The 17,933-nt window shown below is 64.0% G+C and carries 16 protein-coding genes and 2 pseudogenes; 10 read left to right on the forward strand and 8 right to left on the reverse strand.

Annotated features, from left to right (window positions below):
• From FPZ08_RS18985 to FPZ08_RS19000, 4 genes are read right to left on the reverse strand one after another with little or no spacing between them, the layout of a single operon-like run.
• Complete coding sequence (locus FPZ08_RS18985; RefSeq protein WP_146291862.1) at window positions 1–906, reverse strand: ABC transporter permease; 906 nt, start codon at window positions 904–906, stop codon at window positions 1–3.
• A gap of 3 nt (window positions 907–909) precedes the next feature.
• Window positions 910–2,481: an ABC transporter substrate-binding protein gene (locus FPZ08_RS18990; protein ID WP_146291864.1), complete on the reverse strand. Its 1,572-nt coding sequence runs from the start codon at window positions 2,479–2,481 to the stop codon at window positions 910–912.
• Window positions 2,482–2,501: 20 nt separating this feature from the next.
• On the reverse strand, window positions 2,502–2,876 hold the full coding sequence (locus FPZ08_RS18995; protein WP_146291866.1) for an AtuA-related protein: 375 nt from the start codon (window positions 2,874–2,876) through the stop codon (window positions 2,502–2,504).
• Window positions 2,873–4,237 (reverse strand): acyclic terpene utilization AtuA family protein, encoded by a 1,365-nt coding sequence (locus FPZ08_RS19000; protein ID WP_146291868.1) that lies wholly within the window; start codon window positions 4,235–4,237, stop codon window positions 2,873–2,875. The genes FPZ08_RS18995 and FPZ08_RS19000 overlap by 4 nt, the downstream gene beginning before the upstream one ends.
• A gap of 119 nt (window positions 4,238–4,356) precedes the next feature.
• Here FPZ08_RS19000 and FPZ08_RS19005 point away from each other — a divergent pair, with 119 nt between their 5' ends.
• Window positions 4,357–5,031 (forward strand): GntR family transcriptional regulator, encoded by a 675-nt coding sequence (locus tag FPZ08_RS19005; protein WP_186767082.1) that lies wholly within the window; start codon window positions 4,357–4,359, stop codon window positions 5,029–5,031.
• Between the two features lie 9 nt (window positions 5,032–5,040).
• Here the strand turns inward: FPZ08_RS19005 and FPZ08_RS19010 are convergent.
• From FPZ08_RS19010 to FPZ08_RS19020, 3 genes and pseudogenes are all read right to left on the reverse strand, one after another.
• Window positions 5,041–6,215, reverse strand: a pseudogene (locus tag FPZ08_RS19010) (acetyl-CoA C-acetyltransferase).
• Window positions 6,212–6,872, reverse strand: a pseudogene (locus tag FPZ08_RS19015) (3-oxoacid CoA-transferase subunit B). The pseudogenes FPZ08_RS19010 and FPZ08_RS19015 overlap by 4 nt, the downstream one beginning before the upstream one ends.
• The gene (locus FPZ08_RS19020; protein ID WP_146291872.1) at window positions 6,872–7,588 is read right to left on the reverse strand and encodes a CoA transferase subunit A; all 717 of its coding nucleotides are present in this window, start codon (window positions 7,586–7,588) and stop codon (window positions 6,872–6,874) included. The pseudogene FPZ08_RS19015 and the gene FPZ08_RS19020 overlap by 1 nt, the downstream one beginning before the upstream one ends.
• Before the next feature lie 186 nt (window positions 7,589–7,774).
• On the opposite strand from FPZ08_RS19020, the gene FPZ08_RS19025 reads away from it, so the two are divergent.
• Complete coding sequence (locus FPZ08_RS19025; protein WP_146293310.1) at window positions 7,775–8,296, forward strand: LuxR family transcriptional regulator; 522 nt, start codon at window positions 7,775–7,777, stop codon at window positions 8,294–8,296.
• Between the two features lie 13 nt (window positions 8,297–8,309).
• On the opposite strand, the gene FPZ08_RS19030 is transcribed toward FPZ08_RS19025, so the two are convergent.
• The gene (locus tag FPZ08_RS19030; RefSeq protein ID WP_146291874.1) at window positions 8,310–9,392 is read right to left on the reverse strand and encodes a Gfo/Idh/MocA family protein; all 1,083 of its coding nucleotides are present in this window, start codon (window positions 9,390–9,392) and stop codon (window positions 8,310–8,312) included.
• Window positions 9,393–9,530: 138 nt separating this feature from the next.
• On the opposite strand from FPZ08_RS19030, the gene FPZ08_RS19035 reads away from it, so the two are divergent.
• The 8 genes from FPZ08_RS19035 to FPZ08_RS19070 all read left to right on the forward strand — a co-directional run bounded on the left by FPZ08_RS19035 (window position 9,531) and on the right by FPZ08_RS19070 (window position 17,933).
• Complete coding sequence (locus FPZ08_RS19035) at window positions 9,531–10,433, forward strand: MurR/RpiR family transcriptional regulator (RefSeq protein ID WP_186767083.1); 903 nt, start codon at window positions 9,531–9,533, stop codon at window positions 10,431–10,433.
• Window positions 10,434–10,485: 52 nt separating this feature from the next.
• Window positions 10,486–11,208, forward strand: coding sequence for an SDR family NAD(P)-dependent oxidoreductase (locus FPZ08_RS19040; RefSeq protein WP_146291878.1), 723 nt, complete (start codon window positions 10,486–10,488; stop codon window positions 11,206–11,208).
• Between the two features lie 44 nt (window positions 11,209–11,252).
• The gene (locus tag FPZ08_RS19045; protein ID WP_146291880.1) at window positions 11,253–12,413 is read left to right on the forward strand and encodes a Gfo/Idh/MocA family protein; all 1,161 of its coding nucleotides are present in this window, start codon (window positions 11,253–11,255) and stop codon (window positions 12,411–12,413) included.
• Window positions 12,410–13,324: a sugar phosphate isomerase/epimerase family protein gene (locus tag FPZ08_RS19050; protein ID WP_146291882.1), complete on the forward strand. Its 915-nt coding sequence runs from the start codon at window positions 12,410–12,412 to the stop codon at window positions 13,322–13,324. The genes FPZ08_RS19045 and FPZ08_RS19050 overlap by 4 nt, the downstream gene beginning before the upstream one ends.
• A gap of 46 nt (window positions 13,325–13,370) precedes the next feature.
• Window positions 13,371–14,396 carry an ABC transporter substrate-binding protein gene (locus FPZ08_RS19055; protein ID WP_146291884.1) on the forward strand — a complete coding sequence of 342 codons (1,026 nt, stop codon included), beginning with the start codon at window positions 13,371–13,373 and terminating at the stop codon, window positions 14,394–14,396.
• Window positions 14,397–14,464: 68 nt separating this feature from the next.
• Window positions 14,465–15,988, forward strand: coding sequence for a sugar ABC transporter ATP-binding protein (locus FPZ08_RS19060; protein ID WP_146291886.1), 1,524 nt, complete (start codon window positions 14,465–14,467; stop codon window positions 15,986–15,988).
• Entirely contained in the window at window positions 15,985–16,956 is a 972-nt protein-coding gene (locus tag FPZ08_RS19065) for an ABC transporter permease (protein WP_146291888.1), read from the forward strand. The genes FPZ08_RS19060 and FPZ08_RS19065 overlap by 4 nt, the downstream gene beginning before the upstream one ends.
• Window positions 16,956–17,933 carry an ABC transporter permease gene (locus FPZ08_RS19070; protein ID WP_146291890.1) on the forward strand — a complete coding sequence of 326 codons (978 nt, stop codon included), beginning with the start codon at window positions 16,956–16,958 and terminating at the stop codon, window positions 17,931–17,933. Before FPZ08_RS19065 ends, FPZ08_RS19070 begins: the two co-directional genes overlap by 1 nt.

The raw sequence follows: 17,933 nt of genomic DNA on the forward strand, positions 1-17,933 counted from the left end.
TCAGCGCCTCCTTGCCAGGCGCGGATCGAGAATATCGCGCAGGGAATCGCCCAACAGGTTGAGCGCCAGAATGGTGAGCATCAGTGCCAGACCGGGAAACAGCACGATCCATGGTGCCTGGGTGATGTAATTGCGCGCTTCGGTCAGCGCATTGCCCCAGCTCAGCTCCTTGGGGCCGATGCCCACGCCGATGAAGCTGAGACCCGCTTCGCCGAGTACGGCAGCGGAGAAGACGAACGATGCCTGCACCAGAATGGGGGAGCTGACCGCCGGCAGGATATAGCGGGTGAACAGGCGCAGTGTCGGCACGCCGACGGCGCGGGCGGCCTCGATCATCTGCAATTCGCGCACCACCAGCACCTGGCCGCGCACGATGCGCAGCGACGGCGCGATCAGCACGATGGACAGCGAGGTGATGACGGTCTGCATGCTCGGCCCCAGAATGGCGGCGGCGGCCGTTGCCAGTACGATGCCGGGAAAAGCCATCAGCCCGTCAACCAGCCGCATCAGCACCACATCGACCTGCCGGTAGAAGCCGGAAATCGCTCCCAGCACCACGGCGATGCTCATCGAGATGGCAGTAACGATCAGCCCGACGGCCAGCGAAGTGCGGCCGCCATGCAGCACCATCTTGAACATGTCCCGACCCAGATTGTCGGTGCCGAAGAAATATTCGGCGCCGGGCCCGATGAACCGATCGGCCGGGCTGACCTTCATCGGGTTTCCCGGCGCCAACCATGGCGCCAGGATTGCACTGAGCGACAGCAGCACCAGCACGGCGATGGAAAACATCGCCGTGGGGTTGCCGAGCAGACGCTGCCACAGGGTCGGGTTGGTGGTGATGAAGGTTGCCGCTTCATCACCACCAGGCAGGCGCTCGGGAGCTGCGGCCTGAACCACGGTCATGGGTCAGCTCGCCGGAGGCGGGGCGACATTGTAATAGTCGCCGGCGCGCGACGGGATGCGGGCCGGATTTCCCACACCCTTGCGGATGCCATACATGTTTGCCTCGGTGCCGAACTTGATGAACGGGAACTGGTCGTAAGCCAAAGCATGGATCTTCTCGAAGATCGCCTTGCGTTCATCGGGGTCGATGGTGGTGGCGATCTGCTGCATCAGTTCGACCTTTTCCGGGTCTTCCCAGAAGCCGGGATAGCTGGAATTGAGATAGGCGATCGAGGTCGGGTCGACATAGGTCGGCAGGAAGCTCGAAAACGCATCCATCGCCGTGGCGTCGGCGCGGGCCTGGATATAGTTGGCCATCGGCGATTCCACGATTTCGACATTGATCCCATATTCCTCGAGCATCTGCGAGGCGGTGATCGCGGTCAGGAAATGCTTCTGGTACTGCTCGGATGCGACCAGCCAGCGAATGGGCTCGCCCTTGTAGTTCGAGGCCGCCAGATATTCCTTGACCTTGTCCGGGTTAGGCGTGCCGAAGCCATCAGGGACGCCTGCCGTGGTGTACCAGAATGAGTTCGGATCGGGGATCCAGCTCGGATCGAGCGTGTAGAATTCCGGATTGCCCACCGAAGCGAGCATGATCGGCTCCATCTCCAGCGCGTAATACATGGCCCGGCGCAGATTGACGTCGGCGGCCACGCCTTCCTTGGTGTTGAACACCACGGTCAGCGACTGGTTGTTGGGCACCACAACCGCTTCGGTATTGGGGTCGTTCTGAAGCGCATCGTAGAAGTCGCTGGGCAACTCGCCGGCAATGTCGATCTCGCCTGTGATCAGCGAGTCGCGGCGCACCGAGGCCTCGGGCATCAGGCGGAACACGATTTGGTCGGCATAGGCATGCTTCATGCCCGACGCGCTGGAGCTCGGCTCGCTGCGCGACGCATAGTCGTCCCAGCGGGTCATGGTGACGCCCTGGTCGGGCTGGTATTCGGTCAGCGTATAGGGTCCGGTGCAGTCGAGGCCGCGGGTCGCCTCGGTGGGCGATGCGCCTTCGAGCGAAGCCGTCGACATGATCACGGCCTGCGAGCCCGCCAGCAGGCCCGGAATGATCGGGGAGGGAGCGGGGAGATCGAACAAGACGGTCTTGTCGTCAGGCGCCGTGATAGCCGACACCGCGCCCTTGAAGGCCGCGCCGATGCCGGCCGATTCACGGAAGCGCTCCAGTGAGGCCACCACGTCGGCCGAGGTCAGCGCGGCACCGGAATGGAACTTGAGCCCGTCGCGCAGGGTGACGGTCAGCGTCTTGCCATCTTCACCATAGGCAAAGCTGTCGGCCAGCATCGGTTGCGGCGTCCAGCTTTCATCCAGTGCGAATAGGCCTTCACAGACCACGCCTGCCGTGGCCCAGTTGACGCCGAAAGTGGTCACGACCGGATCGGGCGAGGGCGCCATCTGCGAAATGGCGACGCGCAGGGTTCCACCTTGTGGAAAATCCTGGGCCAGTACCGGCTGAGCCGCCATGACGGCGAGCGACGCTCCGGCCAATAAGGTCCGTCGCATCAGTGTATCGAGTTTCATTTGTTCCTCCCTTGTTGCCCTTAACGGGCGGTTTGCAGCACCGGTTCGGCTTCATGGCCATCACCGGGTTCAACGGGCACCCGGACGTCCATTCCGAGTACGAGATAGCTCAGGCACTTGCCGTGGGTATCCAGCGCCAGGCTCGAATTGACGCCGCCTTCCAGCGCGTCATCGATGACGAAATTGAGCGCGCCCAGCCGCGGCAGTTCATACCGTGTCACCCTTGTGGCGCCGCGATGGGCAAAGAGCGCTGCGACGCGGGCTTCGGTCACCTCGGCCAGCAGCACGGGCCAGTGTTCCGGTCGGTAGGCGATGATGTTCACGTTCAACCGATTGCCCTTGTCGCCGGATCGGCCATGAGCAATGTCATGCAGCTTGACGGTGCGGGCGTTCATTCCGGCTCTCCGGCAAAATGGAACCGCGCCGCGACCACATCGCGCGCCACCAGATGCGACAGGGTGCGGACACGCGGGCGAACGCTCTGGCGCACCCCGCCGCCGCCGGCCGGACCGCAGCAATAGAGGGCGTTGACCTCCTGGACGGCGCTATTGACGTCGGCCTGGGACGCCGAGCCGAAGGCAAAGCGCACGCGATAGTCGCCTGCCAGAGGTGGCTCGGACTCGGCCAGCAGGTCCCCCGCATCGGAATCGAACGCGCTGACCGTGCCGACGATGTCGGCGCGATGCGCCAGGTTGAGGCCCCGTCGCTCGAGACGGGCCTTGATGGTGGTCACGGCGAGCCGGGCCCGCGCCAGCGCATTGGGACCGGCATAGGAGATTTCGGCTTCGCCGAGCCAGTCGCCGTAATAGCTGACCGTGGCCTTGAGCTTGTCCGGTGCCGGATGGCCCCGTGCTCCGCTGACCCGCACCCGGTCCCTGCCAAGCTCTTCCAGTTCGACCTCCGTCAGGTCCAACGTCACGTCCGGCGTCAGATAGGCGGCGGGGTCGTGAATTTCGTAGAGCAATTGTTCCTTGACCGTCCGCAGATCGACCAGCCCGCCGGTCCCCGCCGCCTTGGTCAGCACGAAGCTGCCATCGGCCTCGACCTCGGCAATGGGGAAGCCGATATTGGCGGTGTCGGGCACGTCCTTGACGCCGGGATCGGCGAAAAAGCCCCCTGACACCTGCGCGCCGCATTCGAGCAGATGACCCACCAGCGTGCCGGCGGCCATGCGATCGAGATCGTCCCAGGCCCAGCCGAAATGGGCCACCAGCGGGCCCAGCGCGAGAGCCGGATCGGCCACGCGGCCGGTAACCACGATCTGCGCGCCGGCAGCGATTGCTTCGGCAATGGCGGAGGCGCCCATATAGACATTGATGGCGATCACATCGCCCTGCAGGCCCGGCAGCCGCCCATCGCCATCCCAGCGTTCGGTGCGGGTGAGATCGATCTTGCCGACCAGATCGTCACCACCGACCACTGCGATCCGCAACGTGCCAAGCCCGAGCCGATCGGCCAGCGCCTGGATGGCCCGTGCAGCGGCCGGTGGATTGGCTGCGCCGAAATTGCCGACGATGACAATCCCGGCGGCCACAGCCTGAGAAAGAATAGGCGCCAGGATATCTTCGAGCAGTGGTTCGTAGCCGCGCGACGCATCGAGCCTCTTGGCGATCTGGCCGAGAGCCAGGGTCCGCTCACCCAGCGTCTCGAAAATCACCGCTCCGCCCTGACCGGCTGCGGCAATTGCTGCCACCACCGACTGGGCTGCGTCGATCCTGTCGCCGGAAAAGCCGGCGCCACTGCCTATGCGATACACGGGTGATCCTCCTGATCGACATATCCATCGTTATTATTATCGATAATGTCAACGATGATTGTGCGACCCGTGCCTTTCCGCTAGTCTCGCCTGTGCAAACAATGAGGATTCTGTACAGGATGCGATCTGCCAAGCCGCTGACAGAACAGGGAAAATCCTGGGATACGGTCTATCGCGACCTTCAACGTGGCATCATCTCGGGGCAGTATCGCCCGCGCGAGCGGCTGGTCGAAGACGAGATCATTGCCCGCACGGGGGCGACTCGGCACGCCGTTCGGCGAGCCTTTGACGAGCTCGAACGCCTTGGCCTCGCCATCCGCCAGCCCAACAAGGGCGTGCAGGTGCGCGACTATTCGATCGCCGAGATCGAGGAACTCTACGACATCCGCGAATGCCTGGAGATGCGGGCGGCGTCCCGCTTCAGTCGGCCGGCCAGCGAGGAACTGGTGGCCCGGCTGACCGACATCGCCACGCGCCACCGCGAAGCGTCTCGCACCCAGCATTTCGCCGATGTGTTCTCACTCAACAACGCATTTCACGAGACGCTCTATCGTGCGGCTGGCAACCAGCAGCTGGCTGATGCCATCATCCACTATACCTTCGCCACACACCCGATCCGCACGCGTGCTTTCCCCAATGAGGAACTGCGCGAAATCGCCATTACCGAGCATTTCGCCATGATCGAAGCCATCGCCCGCGGCGAGGGGGTCGCGCTGGGCGAGATCATCCGCACCCACATTCAGCGGCCCAAGGAATTCTACCTCAAGGCCACCTATATCCAGAGCGCACTCTAGCTGGACGCCCTATGGGCGCTCGACGCAGAGCGCCACACCCATGCCGCCGCCGATGCAGAGCGTGGCCAGGCCCCGCCGCCCGTCACTACGCGTCAGTTCATGCAGCAGCGTCACCAGAATTCTTGCGCCAGACGCACCGATCGGGTGGCCGATGGCGATGGCGCCACCATTGACGTTGACCTTGTCCGGATCCCAGCCCATGGCCTGGTTCACCGCGCAGGCCTGTGCAGCAAAAGCCTCATTGGCTTCGATCAGGTCGAGATCGGCCACGCTCCAGCCCGCCTTAGCCAATGCCTTTGTCGATGCCGGGATCGGCCCGGTTCCCATGACCGCCGGATCGACCCCAGCAGTGGCCCAGCCGGCAATGCGCGCCAGCGGCGTCAGGCCTCGTCGCGCCGCCTCGTCCGCCGCCATCAGCACCAGCGCCGCCGCCCCGTCATTGATGCCCGAGGCATTGCCGGCCGTGACGGTGCCGTCCTTGTCGAAGGCGGGCCGCAATTTGCCCAAGGCTTCAGCACTGGCATCGTCGCGGATATATTCATCGGCATCCACCACTACATCGCCCTTGCGGGTTTTGACCGTCACCGGCACGATTTCCGCCTTGAACCGCCCCGCCTGTTGGGCCGCCGCGGCTTTCTGCTGCGAAGCCAGCGCAAAGCCGTCCTGCGTCGCCCGGTCGATGCCGAATTGGCGGGCCACATTCTCGGCAGTGATACCCATATGGTAGCCGCCAAAGGCGTCGATCAGGCCATCGACCATCATCGTATCTACCAGGGTGATCGGCCCCATTTTCGCGGGCGCGCGCAGCGCTGGCAATGCGGCGCCAGCGACATGGATTCCTGCCCACCTGCCACGACGATCCTGGCATCGCCCGTGGCGATCTGCTGCATGCCGAGCGCCACGGCGCGCAGGCCGGAGCCGCAGACCTGGTTGAGGCTCCAGGCTGTCGCGCCTTGCGAAATGCCCGCGCGCATGGCGGCCTGCCGCGCGGGGTTCTGTCCGGCGCCTGCCGTCAGCACCTGCCCGAGAATGACTTCGTCGACCTCTTCGGACGGAACACCGGCGCGGTCGAGTGCAGCCCTTATGGCGGTGGCACCGAGTTCATGCGCCGGCACTGTTGCCAGCCCACCCATGAAGCTGCCGACCGGCGTGCGGGCCGCTCCGACGATGACGATATCGCTCATGCCTTTTCTCCGGCCGATAGCCCAACGGTGAAGGTCGCTTCTGTCTTGGCGGTGATCTCCTCGACGCTGACATCCTCGGCCAGCTCGATCAGGACCATGCGGGGCTCGCCGCGCCGCTCCAGCGTAAAGACGCCCAGATCGGTAATCACCAGGTCGGCGACGCGCTGGCCGGTCAGCGGCAGCGTGCAGGCCTTGAGCAGCTTGGGCTCGCCCTTGGCCTCATGCTCCATCACGACCACGACGCGCTTGACGCCGGCGACGAGATCCATGGCGCCGCCCATGCCCTTGACCATCTTGCCGGGGATCATCCAGTTGGCGAGATCGCCATTCTCGGCAACCTGCATTGCCCCCAGGATCGACAGGTCGATATGGCCGCCCCGGATCATGCCGAAGCTGTCGGCGCTGGAAAAGAAGCTGGTCTGCGGTAGTTCGGTGATGGTCTGCTTGCCGGCATTGATCAGGTCGGCATCCTCCTCCCCCTTCAAAGGGAAACGGACCCATGCCCAGCATGCCATTTTCGCTTTGCAGCCGCACATCGATGCCATCGGGAATATAGTTGGCCACCAGCGTCGGAATGCCGATGCCGAGATTGACGTAGAAACCGTCCTGCAATTCGCGGGCGGCGCGGGCCGCCATCTGTTCGCGTGTCCAGCCCATCAGACTGCCTCCACCAGTGTGCGCGGGCGCACGGTGCGCTGCTCGATATGCTTGGTCGAATTGGGCACATGCACCAGGCGCGACACGAAGATGCCGGGCGTGTGAATCTGGTCCGGCTCGATCTCGCCGGCCTCGACCAGATGCTCCACCTCGGCCACCGTCACCTTGCCGGCCGTGGCCATCATCGGATTGAAGTTTCGCGCAGTCTTGCGGTAGACGAGATTGCCTTCGGTATCGCCCTTCCAGGCATGGACGATGGCCACGTCGGCGACAATGCCGCGCTCCATGACATAGTGCTCGCCGTCGAATTCGCGGACTTCCTTGCCGTCGGCAATGATGGTGCCCACGCCCGTCTTGGTGAAGAAGGCGGGGATGCCGGCGCCGCCGGCGCGGATGCGTTCGGCCAGGGTGCCCTGCGGGGTGAATTCCAGCTCCAGGTCACCCGCCAGGAATTGCTGGGCGAACAGCTTGTTCTCCCCGACATAGGACGAGACCATTTTGCGGATTTGCCGGGTTTCCAGCAGGATTCCGAGGCCGATGCCATCGACGCCGGCATTGTTGGAAACCACTGTCAAATCCCGCACGCCGGACAGCTTGATCGCGGCGATGAGTGTTTCGGGAATGCCGCATAGTCCGAAGCCGCCCGACATGATCGTCATCCCGTCGGCCAGCAAGCCAGCCATGGCCGTTGTCGCGTCTGCATGGACCTTTTGCAAAGCTCGTCCTCCCTGCGCTTTCGCTGATATTGGCCCGTCCTGCTTGTCGCAGTGGCGCCGTTGGAGAGAGGTTAGGTCTTGCCCGCGCGGCTCGGTTAGTCGTATTTATACCCTATGGATGCAGCTCTCCCCGCAGGCCCGGATCGCCCGTCCCGGCGCTACACATTGGGAGAAATTCCGGTGCCCATGGTGTTTGCGACCCATCGCATCATCCGCGATTGCAATGCCGAATTCGCTGCGCTGTTCGGCTTCCTGCGCCAGGATCTGATCGATCAGAGCTTTTCTCGGCTCTACCCCGAACTGGCCGATTTCGTCCGCACCGGCCAGATGTGGCGCAGCAACCTGCCGGGCGGGCAGGTCTATTACGATGAGCGGATCATGGTGGGGGCGGGTGGCCAGCGGTTCTGGTGCCGGGTAAATGGCCGCTCCCGCAACGATGTCGATCCCTTTGCCGAGGCGCTTTACTGTTTCGAGCCGATGAGCCGGTCCGTCATTGACGCCACCATGACCGGCCGCCAGCGACAAATCCTGGCCCTGGTGGCGCAGGGCAAGACCAATGCTGCCATTGCCATTGAAATCGGTCTCAGCAAGCGAACCGTCGAGGCGCACCGACTGCGGATGATGCGGTCCCTCGGTGTTCGCAACGCTGCCGAACTGGCAGCATGGTTTTCGGCATCGCATGACACCGGACCAGGCCAGCCGGGATGAGTTGCGGCAGGCTTTATTTCAGTTCGACCACGCGCCCTTCGTTGATCGATTGTTCCGCGGCCAGAACGATTTCGAGGCTGTTGACGGCCGCGTCCATGGCGTCATCAAGGTCGATATCCTCGCGGATGGCGCGCAGGAACAGCGCCTGCTCGCGGTCGCATAATTCCTGATGCGTCGGCTCGTCCTCGGTCGAGATGAAGTCGTCCGGCTTGACGAAATTCTTGTCCGGCCCGACCTCGGCATGATGGTAGCGCAGCATGTCGGTCTTGGTGTGCCGGTCGATATCGGCCGAGTCCGTCACCTCGGTGAGCTTGTCCTTGCCTTCCGACGATGCGGGCACCATCGACACCGCGCCATTGGGGCCGATCACGTCTTTGACGAAATAGGCCGTCTCGCTCATCATCGGTCCCCAGCCGGCCTCGTACCAGCCCACCGAACCATCGTCGAAGGTGACATGCAGGTGCCCGTAATTGGGCTTGTCGGCTGCCTCCCAGAGCTTGGCGCCGATGCCGTGGACGCGGGCCGGCCTCGCCCCGGTCATCTGGCACATGACGTCGACATAGTGGACGCCACAATCGACGATCGGGATCAGCGAATCCATCAGGTTCTTGTGGCCGGTCCAGGCCGGGCCGTTGCTCTGCTGGTTGAGGTTCATTCGCATGACCAGTGGTTTGCCCAGTGTCTTGCTCAGTTCGATGAACTTGATCCAGCTCGGGTGGACCCGCAGGATATACCCCAGCACCAGCTTACGATTGGTTCGACGCGCCGTCGCCACGACTTTCCGCGCATCCGCAATCGTAGTGGCAATCGGCTTTTCCATGAACACATGCGCCCCCGCCTCCATCGCCCTGATGGCATAGTCGGCATGGGTGTCGGGCCAGGAATTGATGGAGACGGCGTCCGGCTTCGTGGCGGCCATGGCGCCGTCAAAATCCTCGAACAGGGGATAGCCCTGCAACTCGTCCGGGATGGTGGCGGATTGGATCGACCGGCTCATCAACCCGACGATTTCGAAGCCCGGATTGCGGTGATAGGAAATGGCATGCGAGCGCCCCATATTCCCCAGGCCAACGACAAGAATTCTCACGGGGTTCATGTCGATTTCTCCTATTTTGCACGCTACGAGACCATGCAGGACGGGTGAGGGCAAGTCATGTTGCTCGGCTTGCCGACCCGGCAGCGGACATGCAAGCATCGGCTCCCGCCGACCAGGCCAGGGGAGCAGAGCCGAACCATGAGCGCCAGCGCGCCGCGCCCGCCGATCAGGGACTATGAGAGCCTGTGTGCCGTGCTCGCCGAGCGGCAGGATTCGCTCAGCCGGCGGCTCGGACAGGTCGCGCGGTTCTTCCTCAACCATCCTGAAGAGGTGGCGATCAGTACGCTGGTGACCCTGGCCGACCACGCCCAGGTGCCGCCGGCGACCATTACGCGCTTTGCCAAGGAGCTCGGCTTTGTCGGCTTTGCCGACCTGCAGGCCGTGTTTCGCGAACGGCTGGTCGGGCCGCGGCTGCCCTATGCCGACCGCGTCACCAAGCTGCGCACCGGCGAGATCGGTGATGCCGATCTCAACGATTCCGATCGGGTGTTCGAAGGCTTCGTGCAGGCGGCCGTCAATTCGCTGGTCCGCATCGAGGAGAGCCTCGATCGCGACGAACTGGCGGCTTTTGTCGATGCCCTGGCCGCCTGCGACGTGGTGCATGTGGCGGCAGCGCGCGGCGCCTTCAGCATAGGGGCGTATTCCGTCTACGGCCTCGCCAATATCGGCAAGCGCGCCCATCTGGTGGACAATCTCGGCGCCATGCGGCGCGAACAGATCGGCGCGATGGGCCAGAACGACGTGCTACTGGTCGTCACCTTTGATGACTATACGCCCGAAACCGTCGAGGCGGCGCGCCTGGCTGCCGAGCACGGGCACACCGTGCTGGCGATTACGGACAATGAGCTCAGCCCGGTCGTCGGCCCGGCCAGCCATGTCCTCTATGTCACCGAGGCCAGGCTGGGGCATTTCCGCTCGCAAGTGCCGGCTCTGGTCGTGTGCCAGGCCATCATTGTCAGCCTCGGGCGGCGGTTGCGCGCGAAACAATCGGCATCCACCAAAATGAAATCAAAAAACCAAAAATCGAAAAACGAAAAATAGATTGCAAGAGCCTCGGTCCTCGGCGATGGTGGGGCTCGGGGGGGATATCGGCATGCAGGCCAGGTTCGATTTTTCCGGAGCATCCGTGCTGGTTATCGGCGCCAGCCGGGCCGGCATCGGCGCTGCCATCGCCCGCTCATTCCAGGCGGCCGGCGCCGATGTGACGATTACCGGCGTCGAGGACCAGCCGGCCGAGGAGGATCGCGCGCGCTTCCGTTATGCGCGGCTCGACGTCACCGATAGCGAAGCCGTTCGCGCCCTGGGCCAGTCGATCGACCGGCTTGACGTGCTCGTCAACTGCGCCGCCATCACCGCCCGCGGCGAGGAGATGGAGCCGAGCTTTTTCGAGAAGGTTGTCAACGTCAACCTGCACGGCACCTTCCGCACCGCCGAGACCTTTCATCCGCATCTGAAGGCGCGGGGCGGCAATATCGTCAATATCGCCTCGATGTATGCCCGCTTCGGCAGCCCGCGAAATCCGGCCTATGGCGCCAGCAAGGCGGCGGTCGAGCAGTTGACCAAGTCGCTCGCCATTGCCTGGGCGCCCGATGGCATCAGGGTCAACGCGGTGGCGCCCGGCTTCATCGTCACCGAGCAGTCCGCTCGCAGTCGCACCGACCCGGTCCATGTGGCCAATGTCAATGCACGCACCCCGCTAGGCCGCTGGGGGCAGCCGGACGATATTGCCGGCGTGGTGCTGTTTCTGGCGTCGCAGGCTTCGGCCTTTATCACTGGCGCCTGCATGCCGGTGGATGGGGGATATTCGGTCGTTTAACTTATCCTGGGCGGAAGAGGAGCCGCCCGGTCTTGGGAGGGAGCATGAACGGGTTCAGCGATCTGGGCGTTGCCGTCATTGGAACGGGCTTCATCGGCACGGTCCATATCGGTGCATTGCGCCGCCTTGGCATGCATATTACCGGCGTGCTGGGGTCGAATGCGGCCCGTGGCGCCGAACGTGCCGCCGCTCTGGGCGTGCCACGCGCTTACGACTCGCTGGACCAGTTGTTGGTCGACCCGGCGGTCGATGCGGTGCATGTCACCTCGCCCAACCATGCACACTACGCCCAGGTCAAGGCGATCCTGGCGGCGGGCAAGCATGTGATCTGCGAAAAGCCGCTGGCCATGACGTCAGCTGAATCGGCGGAAATGGTCGAACTGGCACGCGCCAGCGGCCGCGTCGCTGCCGTTTGCTACAACACCCGCTTCTACCCGCTCAATCAGCAGGCGCGCGGCATGGTCGCTGCGGGCGATCTGGGCGATATCCGCCTCGTCACCGGGCATTATCACCAGGACTGGCTGGCCCGGGCGAGTGACTGGAACTGGCGGCTGGAAACCGATGAAGGCGGCACCTTGCGCTCCGTTGCCGATATCGGCACGCACTGGATCGACCTTGTCAGTTTCATCGCCGGAGCGCGACCGACGGCGATCCTGGCCGAGCTCGCCACCTTCATTCCCGAACGCCAGCGTCCGCTCGGACCGGTCGAGACCTTTGCCAAGGCCGGTGGCCAGGCCAGCGAGGCCCGCCATATCGAAACCGACGACGCCGCGCTGATCCTTCTGCGTTTCGCCAATGGCGCGCGCGGTTCGATCACCACCAGCCAGGTCAGCCATGGCCGCAAGAATGCAATGAATTGGGAAATCTCCGGCGCCGACGGTTCCGCTGCGTGGGATTCCGAGCATCCCGATCACCTATGGCTCGGCCATCGCGAGGTGCCCAATCAGGTCCTGCAACGCGATCCGGGCCTGATGAACGCCCTGGGCAGCGCTGCAGCCAGCCTGCCCGGCGGTCATGTCGAAGGCTTTGCCGATACGTTCTTTTCCCTGTTCCGCGCCGTCTACACCGACATACTGGCCGGCCGGCGCTCCGAACAGGCAAATTACGCCAGCTTCGAAGATGGCCACTATGAGATGCTGTTCTGCGATGCTGTAATCAGGAGCGCCAGGGAAGGCGGCTGGGTCGATGTGGGAGGACAAGGATGAAGCTGGGATTTCTGACGGCTCCGTTTGCCGATACCGATCTGATGACGGTGGCCGGTTGGGCCGCGGCCAACGGCTTTTCGGCGCTGGAAATCGCCTGCTGGCCCCGCTCGGGCGGTGAAACGCGGCGCTATGCCGGCACGTCGCATATCGATGTCGACGGCCTTTCCGCCGGCCAGGCCGCCGAGATCGTCGCGGCACTGACGGCCAGGGGCATAACCATTTCCGGCCTGGGCTATTATCCCAATCCCCTGCATGAAGATGCAGCCCACCGGGACGCGGTAATCGGCCACCTCAGGAAGGTCATCACCGCCGCCGGCCTGTTGGGCGTGCCTGTGGTCAATACCTTCATGGGCGGGGACCGTCGGCTCAATGTCGAGGAAAACTGGGTACGCGCCAAGGACATCTTCACGCGGGTCGTGGCCCATGCCCGCGATGCCGGTGTGACGTTGGCCTTCGAGAATTGTCCGATGATCTTCAGCCATGACGAATGGCCCGGCGGGCACAATATCGCTTATTCGCCCAAAATCTGGCGGCGCATTTTCGACACCTGGGGCGAGGGGGTCGGCATGAATTACGACCCGTCTCACCTGGTCTGGCAGATGATCGACCAGCCACGCTTCATCCGCGAATTCGGCCCGAAAATGGTCCATGTCCATGCCAAGGATGTGATGATCGACCATGACGGGCTCTACGAAAACGGTATCATGTCGGTCGGTATCGGCTGGCAGGTGCCGCGCATGCCGGGCCTCGGCGATATCGACTGGGCCCGGTTCTTCTCCGGCCTCTACCATGCGGGCTACGATGGACCTGTCATCATCGAGCACGAGGACCGCAATTTCGAGGGAAGTGACGACAAGCTCAAGCGAGGCTTTCTGCTGGCTCGCGACGTGCTCAATCCATACGTGAAGTAACCAAAAGAATATGCAAGGATAACCACAGTCTCAAGGGAGGACTAATATGAACAAGCTGCTCGTGACCGCCAGCGCGGTCTCCATTTTTGTCGGGCTCGGCGGCATTGCCGCGGCGCAGGAATATACGATCGGTGTCTCCAATACCGTGCAGGGCAATGGCTGGCGCGAGGAAATGATCTGCGCGATCAAGGCGCAGGCTCTCGATTCCGGCCTGGTGTCGTCGCTCAATATCGCCCACCGCAATACTGACGCTGCCGGCCAGCTCGAAGACATCCGCAACCTGATCCAGGCCGGCGTCGACGCCATCGTCGTCAACCCGGCCAATCCCGAAGGCATCAATGCGGCCGTCAAGGAAGCGACCGATGCCGGCATCATTGTCGTTGCGGTCGATCAGGCCGTCACCGAGCCGTCCGCCTATGTCCTGTCGAACAATCAGGAAGAATACGGCTATCTCGGCGCCAAGTGGCTGTTCGAGCAGATCGGCGGCGAGGGCAGCGTGGTTTACATGCGCGGCGCCGCCGGCGCTTCTGCCGATGACGATCGCGACAAAGGCTTCAAGCGCGCTTTGGCCGAATTCCCGGGCGTGAAAGTGGCCCAGGAAGTGTTCACCGGCTGGCAGCAGGACCAGGGCAAGCAGCAGATACTGGATTATCTGGCGACCGGCATTCCGTTTGACGGCGTGTGGACCTCGGGTATCGACAACGTCATCGTCGACGCCTTCGTCGAATCCGATGCACCGCTGGTACCGATCGTCGGTGCCGACAATGCCGGCTTCGTCGGTCAGCTTGCCAGCGTCGACGGTCTCGTCGGCGCCGCGGTGACCAATCCGGGCTCGATCGGTGGTGCCGGCGTGACGCTGGCCCTGCAGATTCTCGAAGGCAACGCGCCGGCTGACAAGACCGTGCTGGTGGCGCCCGAGCTCTGGGACAACGTTTCGGATGAAGGCAAGGCCAAGATCGCCGAGGCGCAGAATCCGAACCTCGATCCTGAATGGCCGGTGAGCGTTTCGATCCCGGACTTCACCACCTACACGACCGAAGAAATCATCGCCTGCAAGGGTCCCGGCGAGTGATTTGAACCTGTCCCCGGCCGCAGGGCCGGGGACGTCTCCCGATCAGGCAAGGGCAAGGTGTCGTCGGCATGACGGAAGCAGCTTCTGGGCGTCCGCTATTGGACGCAAGCGGCGTGGCCAAGCGGTTCGGCGCCGTCGTGGCGCTCAAGGATGCGTCGCTCACGGTAGCTGCCGGTGAAATTGTCGCCCTGATGGGGGCGAACGGGGCCGGCAAATCGACCTTCGTCAAAATTCTCACCGGTGCGCTGCGGCCCGATGCCGGCCATATCCATCTCGACGGGCAGGATCGCCGCTTCGCCTCCCCCGCGCAGGCGCGACGTTCGGGCATCATGCCCGTCTATCAGGAACCCTCGCTCATTCCCGATCTCGACGTGGCCGACAATCTGCGGCTCGTCGATGTGCCTGTAGAACCGTTCCGGCACTGGATCAATGAACTCGGCATTGCCGATCTGCGGCTCGATGACCCCATTGCACACCTGCCATTGGCCACCCTGCGCATTCTCGATCTCGCCTTGACGCTCGCCAAGGAGCCCAAGGTGCTGATGCTCGATGAAATGACCGCCGCCCTGCCCACCGATCTGGTCGAGCGCGTGCTCACCGTCATCCGCGCCCAGGCCGATGCCGGGCGCTCTGTGATCTATATTTCACACCGCTTTGCCGAGATTGCCCGTGTCTGCGATCGGGCCTCGGTGCTGCGCGACGGGGTTACCGTGGGCGATTTCACCATCGAGCCCGGTATCGAGGAAAAGATCGTCGAGCTGATGCTGGGCGGCGTTCCCACCCGCATCGAAGCGAGTGGCACACGCGCCCGCGACAGCGCGGCCGCCGCTGCAACGCCGCGCCTGCAGGTGCGCGGCATCGGCGCCGGCTCGAAGCTCGCCGATGTATCATTCGACCTTCACAAGGGCGAAGTGCTTGGCGTCGTGGCGCTGGAAGGGCAAGGGCAGGACGAACTGTTCGACGTGCTTGCCGGCTTCCGCCGGGCGCGTTCCGGCACCATCGAGGTCGATGGCAAGCCTGCCAGTTTCGGCCACCCGGCCGACGCCATTGCCCGCGGCCTGACACTGGTGCCTGGCGACCGCAAGGATGCCCTGTTGATGCTGCGCTCGGTGCGCGAGAATATCGCTTTGCCGCAATTGGCTCATCCCTCGAAGTGGGGCGCCATCCCGATGCGCCGGGAAGCAGCGCGCGTCGCTGATGCAGTCGAGCGGCTGCAGATCGACATGCGGGCCCAGGCCGAGGTCCGGCGCCTTTCGGGCGGTAACCAGCAGAAGGTCACCATCGGCCGCTGGGTGGCTGCCGGGGTCGAAACCCTGCTGTTGTTCGATCCCACCCGCGGCATCGACGTGCGCACCAAGCATCAGATCTATCCGCTGCTGCGCGAACTGGCGGGGCAGGGTGCATCCATCCTGTTCTACACGTCCGAGCTCGACGAGGTCGCACTGGCCTGCGACCGCGCCATCGTCATCTTCGGCGGCCGGGTGGTGGATGTCATCGAGGCCAGTCAGGCCAGCGAACAGAACCTGATGCGGGCCGCCTATGGCTTGACCGAAGTCGAACGCCAACCGTCCGCGACGGAGGCGCAGCCATGACGCGCTTCCTCACCCGCCACAGCTGGTCGCTCGGGCTGTTCGCCATCCTAGTTATCCTGCTCGTCGCCACCCGCATCATTCAGCCTAATTTCGGCGCCTCCGGCCTCGATTCACTGGCGCGCGCGGCGCTGCCTTTTGCGTTTGCCACGATTGGCATGGGTATCGTGGTCATCGCCGGCGGCATCGATCTGTCCGTGGCCTCCATCATGGCCGTCGCGGGGGTCATCGCGGCCTTGCTCATGCAGCAGATGGGCGATGCCAGCGCCGGACTGGTCGTGCTCATTGTCCTGCTTGCCGGCGTGACGATGGGCGCTATCAACGGCCTGCTCATCGTGCTGACGCGGGTGCCCGATATCGTCGTCACCCTTGCCATGTTGTTCGTGTGGGAAGGGGTGGCGCTGCTGATCCTCAATGCGCCGGGCGGCACGGCGGCGCCCTGGCTACGCGCGCTGGTCGTGGGCGGGGTGACCATCCCCGGCCTGCCGCCGGAGCTGACGGCATGGTTGCCCCGGGCTTTCGTCGTGCTGGTGGCGTTCACGCTGATCATCTGGCTGCCGTTGCGCCGTTCCAAGCTGGGCCTGTCCATCTATGCCATCGGCAGCGACCAGAATGCGGCCTTCCGCTCCGGCGTGCCGATCGGACTGACCCGCGTGGCGGCCTACGCCTTTGCCGGCCTGTTCGCGGCGCTGGGTGGCCTGTCGATCACCCTCAGCACCGGCATCGGCGAGCCGATAGCCGGGCCCTATCTACTGGCCAGCGTCGCCGCCGTCGTGCTCGGCGGCATATCGCTGACCGGCGGCCGCGGCGGCCTGCTCGGCCCGATCATCGCCGTGTTCATCCTGCGCACGCTGCGACTCGATCTGACCCTGCTGTCGGTCGATCCCAACGTAACCACCATTATCGAGGGCATCATCATGGTGGCCGTAGTGATGATTGGCGGCCTGCTGGCCATGAGAGGACCGCGCTGATGGCAACGCCCGTCGAGACGATTTCACCGCTGCAGTATGTCACCCGGATCATCCGCGAGAACCCGGTCATCCCGTTGATCCTTTTGCTCTGTGCCTTGGTAGCCCTGCTGGAAGGTCTGCAACCCGGCATTTTCAATGAGCGCTGGGTGGGCAACACCATCCGCTTCGCCATTCCTCTCGCCATGCTGGCCGCCTGCCAGACCCTCACCATGCTCACTGGCGGCATCGACCTTTCGGCTGGCGTCGTGGCCACGGTCAGCGCCTTCGTCGTCGCTACGCTGACGCCGCTGGTCGGCGGCCCGGCTGCCATCGTACTGGCGCTGGTTCCAGCCGTGCTGATGGGACTGGTCAATGGTTTTGGCGTCGGCATCTGCCGCGTCCATCCGCTCATCATGACGCTGGGCACCGGACTGATCGGCACGGGATGCCTGCAGGTCTATCAGCGCTACGTCATCAATACCGGCTCGGAAATCCCCGGCTTTTTCGAGTTCCTGGGTACCGGCCGCACCTTCGGCATGCCCAATGCGCTCTATCTGTTCGTACCCTTCGCTATCCTCATCCTCTGGGGCCTGCGGCGCACCGGCTTTGGCCGCCTGCTCTATGCTCTCGGGGCCAACGAGAATGCTACGCGCCTCTCCGGCGTGCGCTCCTGGCAGGTGCTGATGGCGCTCTATACGCTGGTCGGGCTTATCGCCGGCATTACCGGCCTGCTCTATGTCGGCATCATCCGCGCGCCGTCGCTGTCGCTGGCCAATTCGCTGATGTTGCCATCGGTCGCCGCCGCGGTGATCGGCGGTACCTCGATCTTCGGCGGGCGCGGCAGCTATTCGGGCACCATTGTCGGGGCGCTGATCCTCACCGTGCTCGGCACCCTGCTGACGCTGCTGCAGATCCCCGAAGGCGCCCGGCGCCTGCTGTTCGGCGCGATCATTCTGGCCGTCACCGCCGTCTATGTGCGGATCACCGACCAAAGCTGA

Source organism: Devosia ginsengisoli, assembly GCF_007859655.1.
Lineage (GTDB): Bacteria > Pseudomonadota > Alphaproteobacteria > Rhizobiales > Devosiaceae > Devosia > Devosia ginsengisoli.

What these genes read in the sequence shown, in the direction of transcription:
- FPZ08_RS18985 (WP_146291862.1), bottom strand. Translation starts at nt 906, where the DNA reads ATGACCGTGGTTCAGGCCGCAGCTCCCGAGCGCCTGCCTGGTGGTGAT.
- FPZ08_RS18990 (WP_146291864.1), bottom strand. Translation starts at nt 2,481, where the DNA reads ATGAAACTCGATACACTGATGCGACGGACCTTATTGGCCGGAGCGTCG.
- FPZ08_RS18995 (WP_146291866.1), bottom strand. Translation starts at nt 2,876, where the DNA reads ATGAACGCCCGCACCGTCAAGCTGCATGACATTGCTCATGGCCGATCC.
- FPZ08_RS19005 (WP_186767082.1), top strand. Translation starts at nt 4,357, where the DNA reads ATGCGATCTGCCAAGCCGCTGACAGAACAGGGAAAATCCTGGGATACG.
- FPZ08_RS19025 (WP_146293310.1), top strand. Translation starts at nt 7,775, where the DNA reads ATGGTGTTTGCGACCCATCGCATCATCCGCGATTGCAATGCCGAATTC.
- FPZ08_RS19030 (WP_146291874.1), bottom strand. Translation starts at nt 9,392, where the DNA reads ATGAACCCCGTGAGAATTCTTGTCGTTGGCCTGGGGAATATGGGGCGC.
- FPZ08_RS19035 (WP_186767083.1), top strand. Translation starts at nt 9,531, where the DNA reads ATGAGCGCCAGCGCGCCGCGCCCGCCGATCAGGGACTATGAGAGCCTG.
- FPZ08_RS19040 (WP_146291878.1), top strand. Translation starts at nt 10,486, where the DNA reads ATGCAGGCCAGGTTCGATTTTTCCGGAGCATCCGTGCTGGTTATCGGC.
- FPZ08_RS19045 (WP_146291880.1), top strand. Translation starts at nt 11,253, where the DNA reads ATGAACGGGTTCAGCGATCTGGGCGTTGCCGTCATTGGAACGGGCTTC.
- FPZ08_RS19050 (WP_146291882.1), top strand. Translation starts at nt 12,410, where the DNA reads ATGAAGCTGGGATTTCTGACGGCTCCGTTTGCCGATACCGATCTGATG.
- FPZ08_RS19055 (WP_146291884.1), top strand. Translation starts at nt 13,371, where the DNA reads ATGAACAAGCTGCTCGTGACCGCCAGCGCGGTCTCCATTTTTGTCGGG.
- FPZ08_RS19060 (WP_146291886.1), top strand. Translation starts at nt 14,465, where the DNA reads ATGACGGAAGCAGCTTCTGGGCGTCCGCTATTGGACGCAAGCGGCGTG.
- FPZ08_RS19065 (WP_146291888.1), top strand. Translation starts at nt 15,985, where the DNA reads ATGACGCGCTTCCTCACCCGCCACAGCTGGTCGCTCGGGCTGTTCGCC.
- FPZ08_RS19070 (WP_146291890.1), top strand. Translation starts at nt 16,956, where the DNA reads ATGGCAACGCCCGTCGAGACGATTTCACCGCTGCAGTATGTCACCCGG.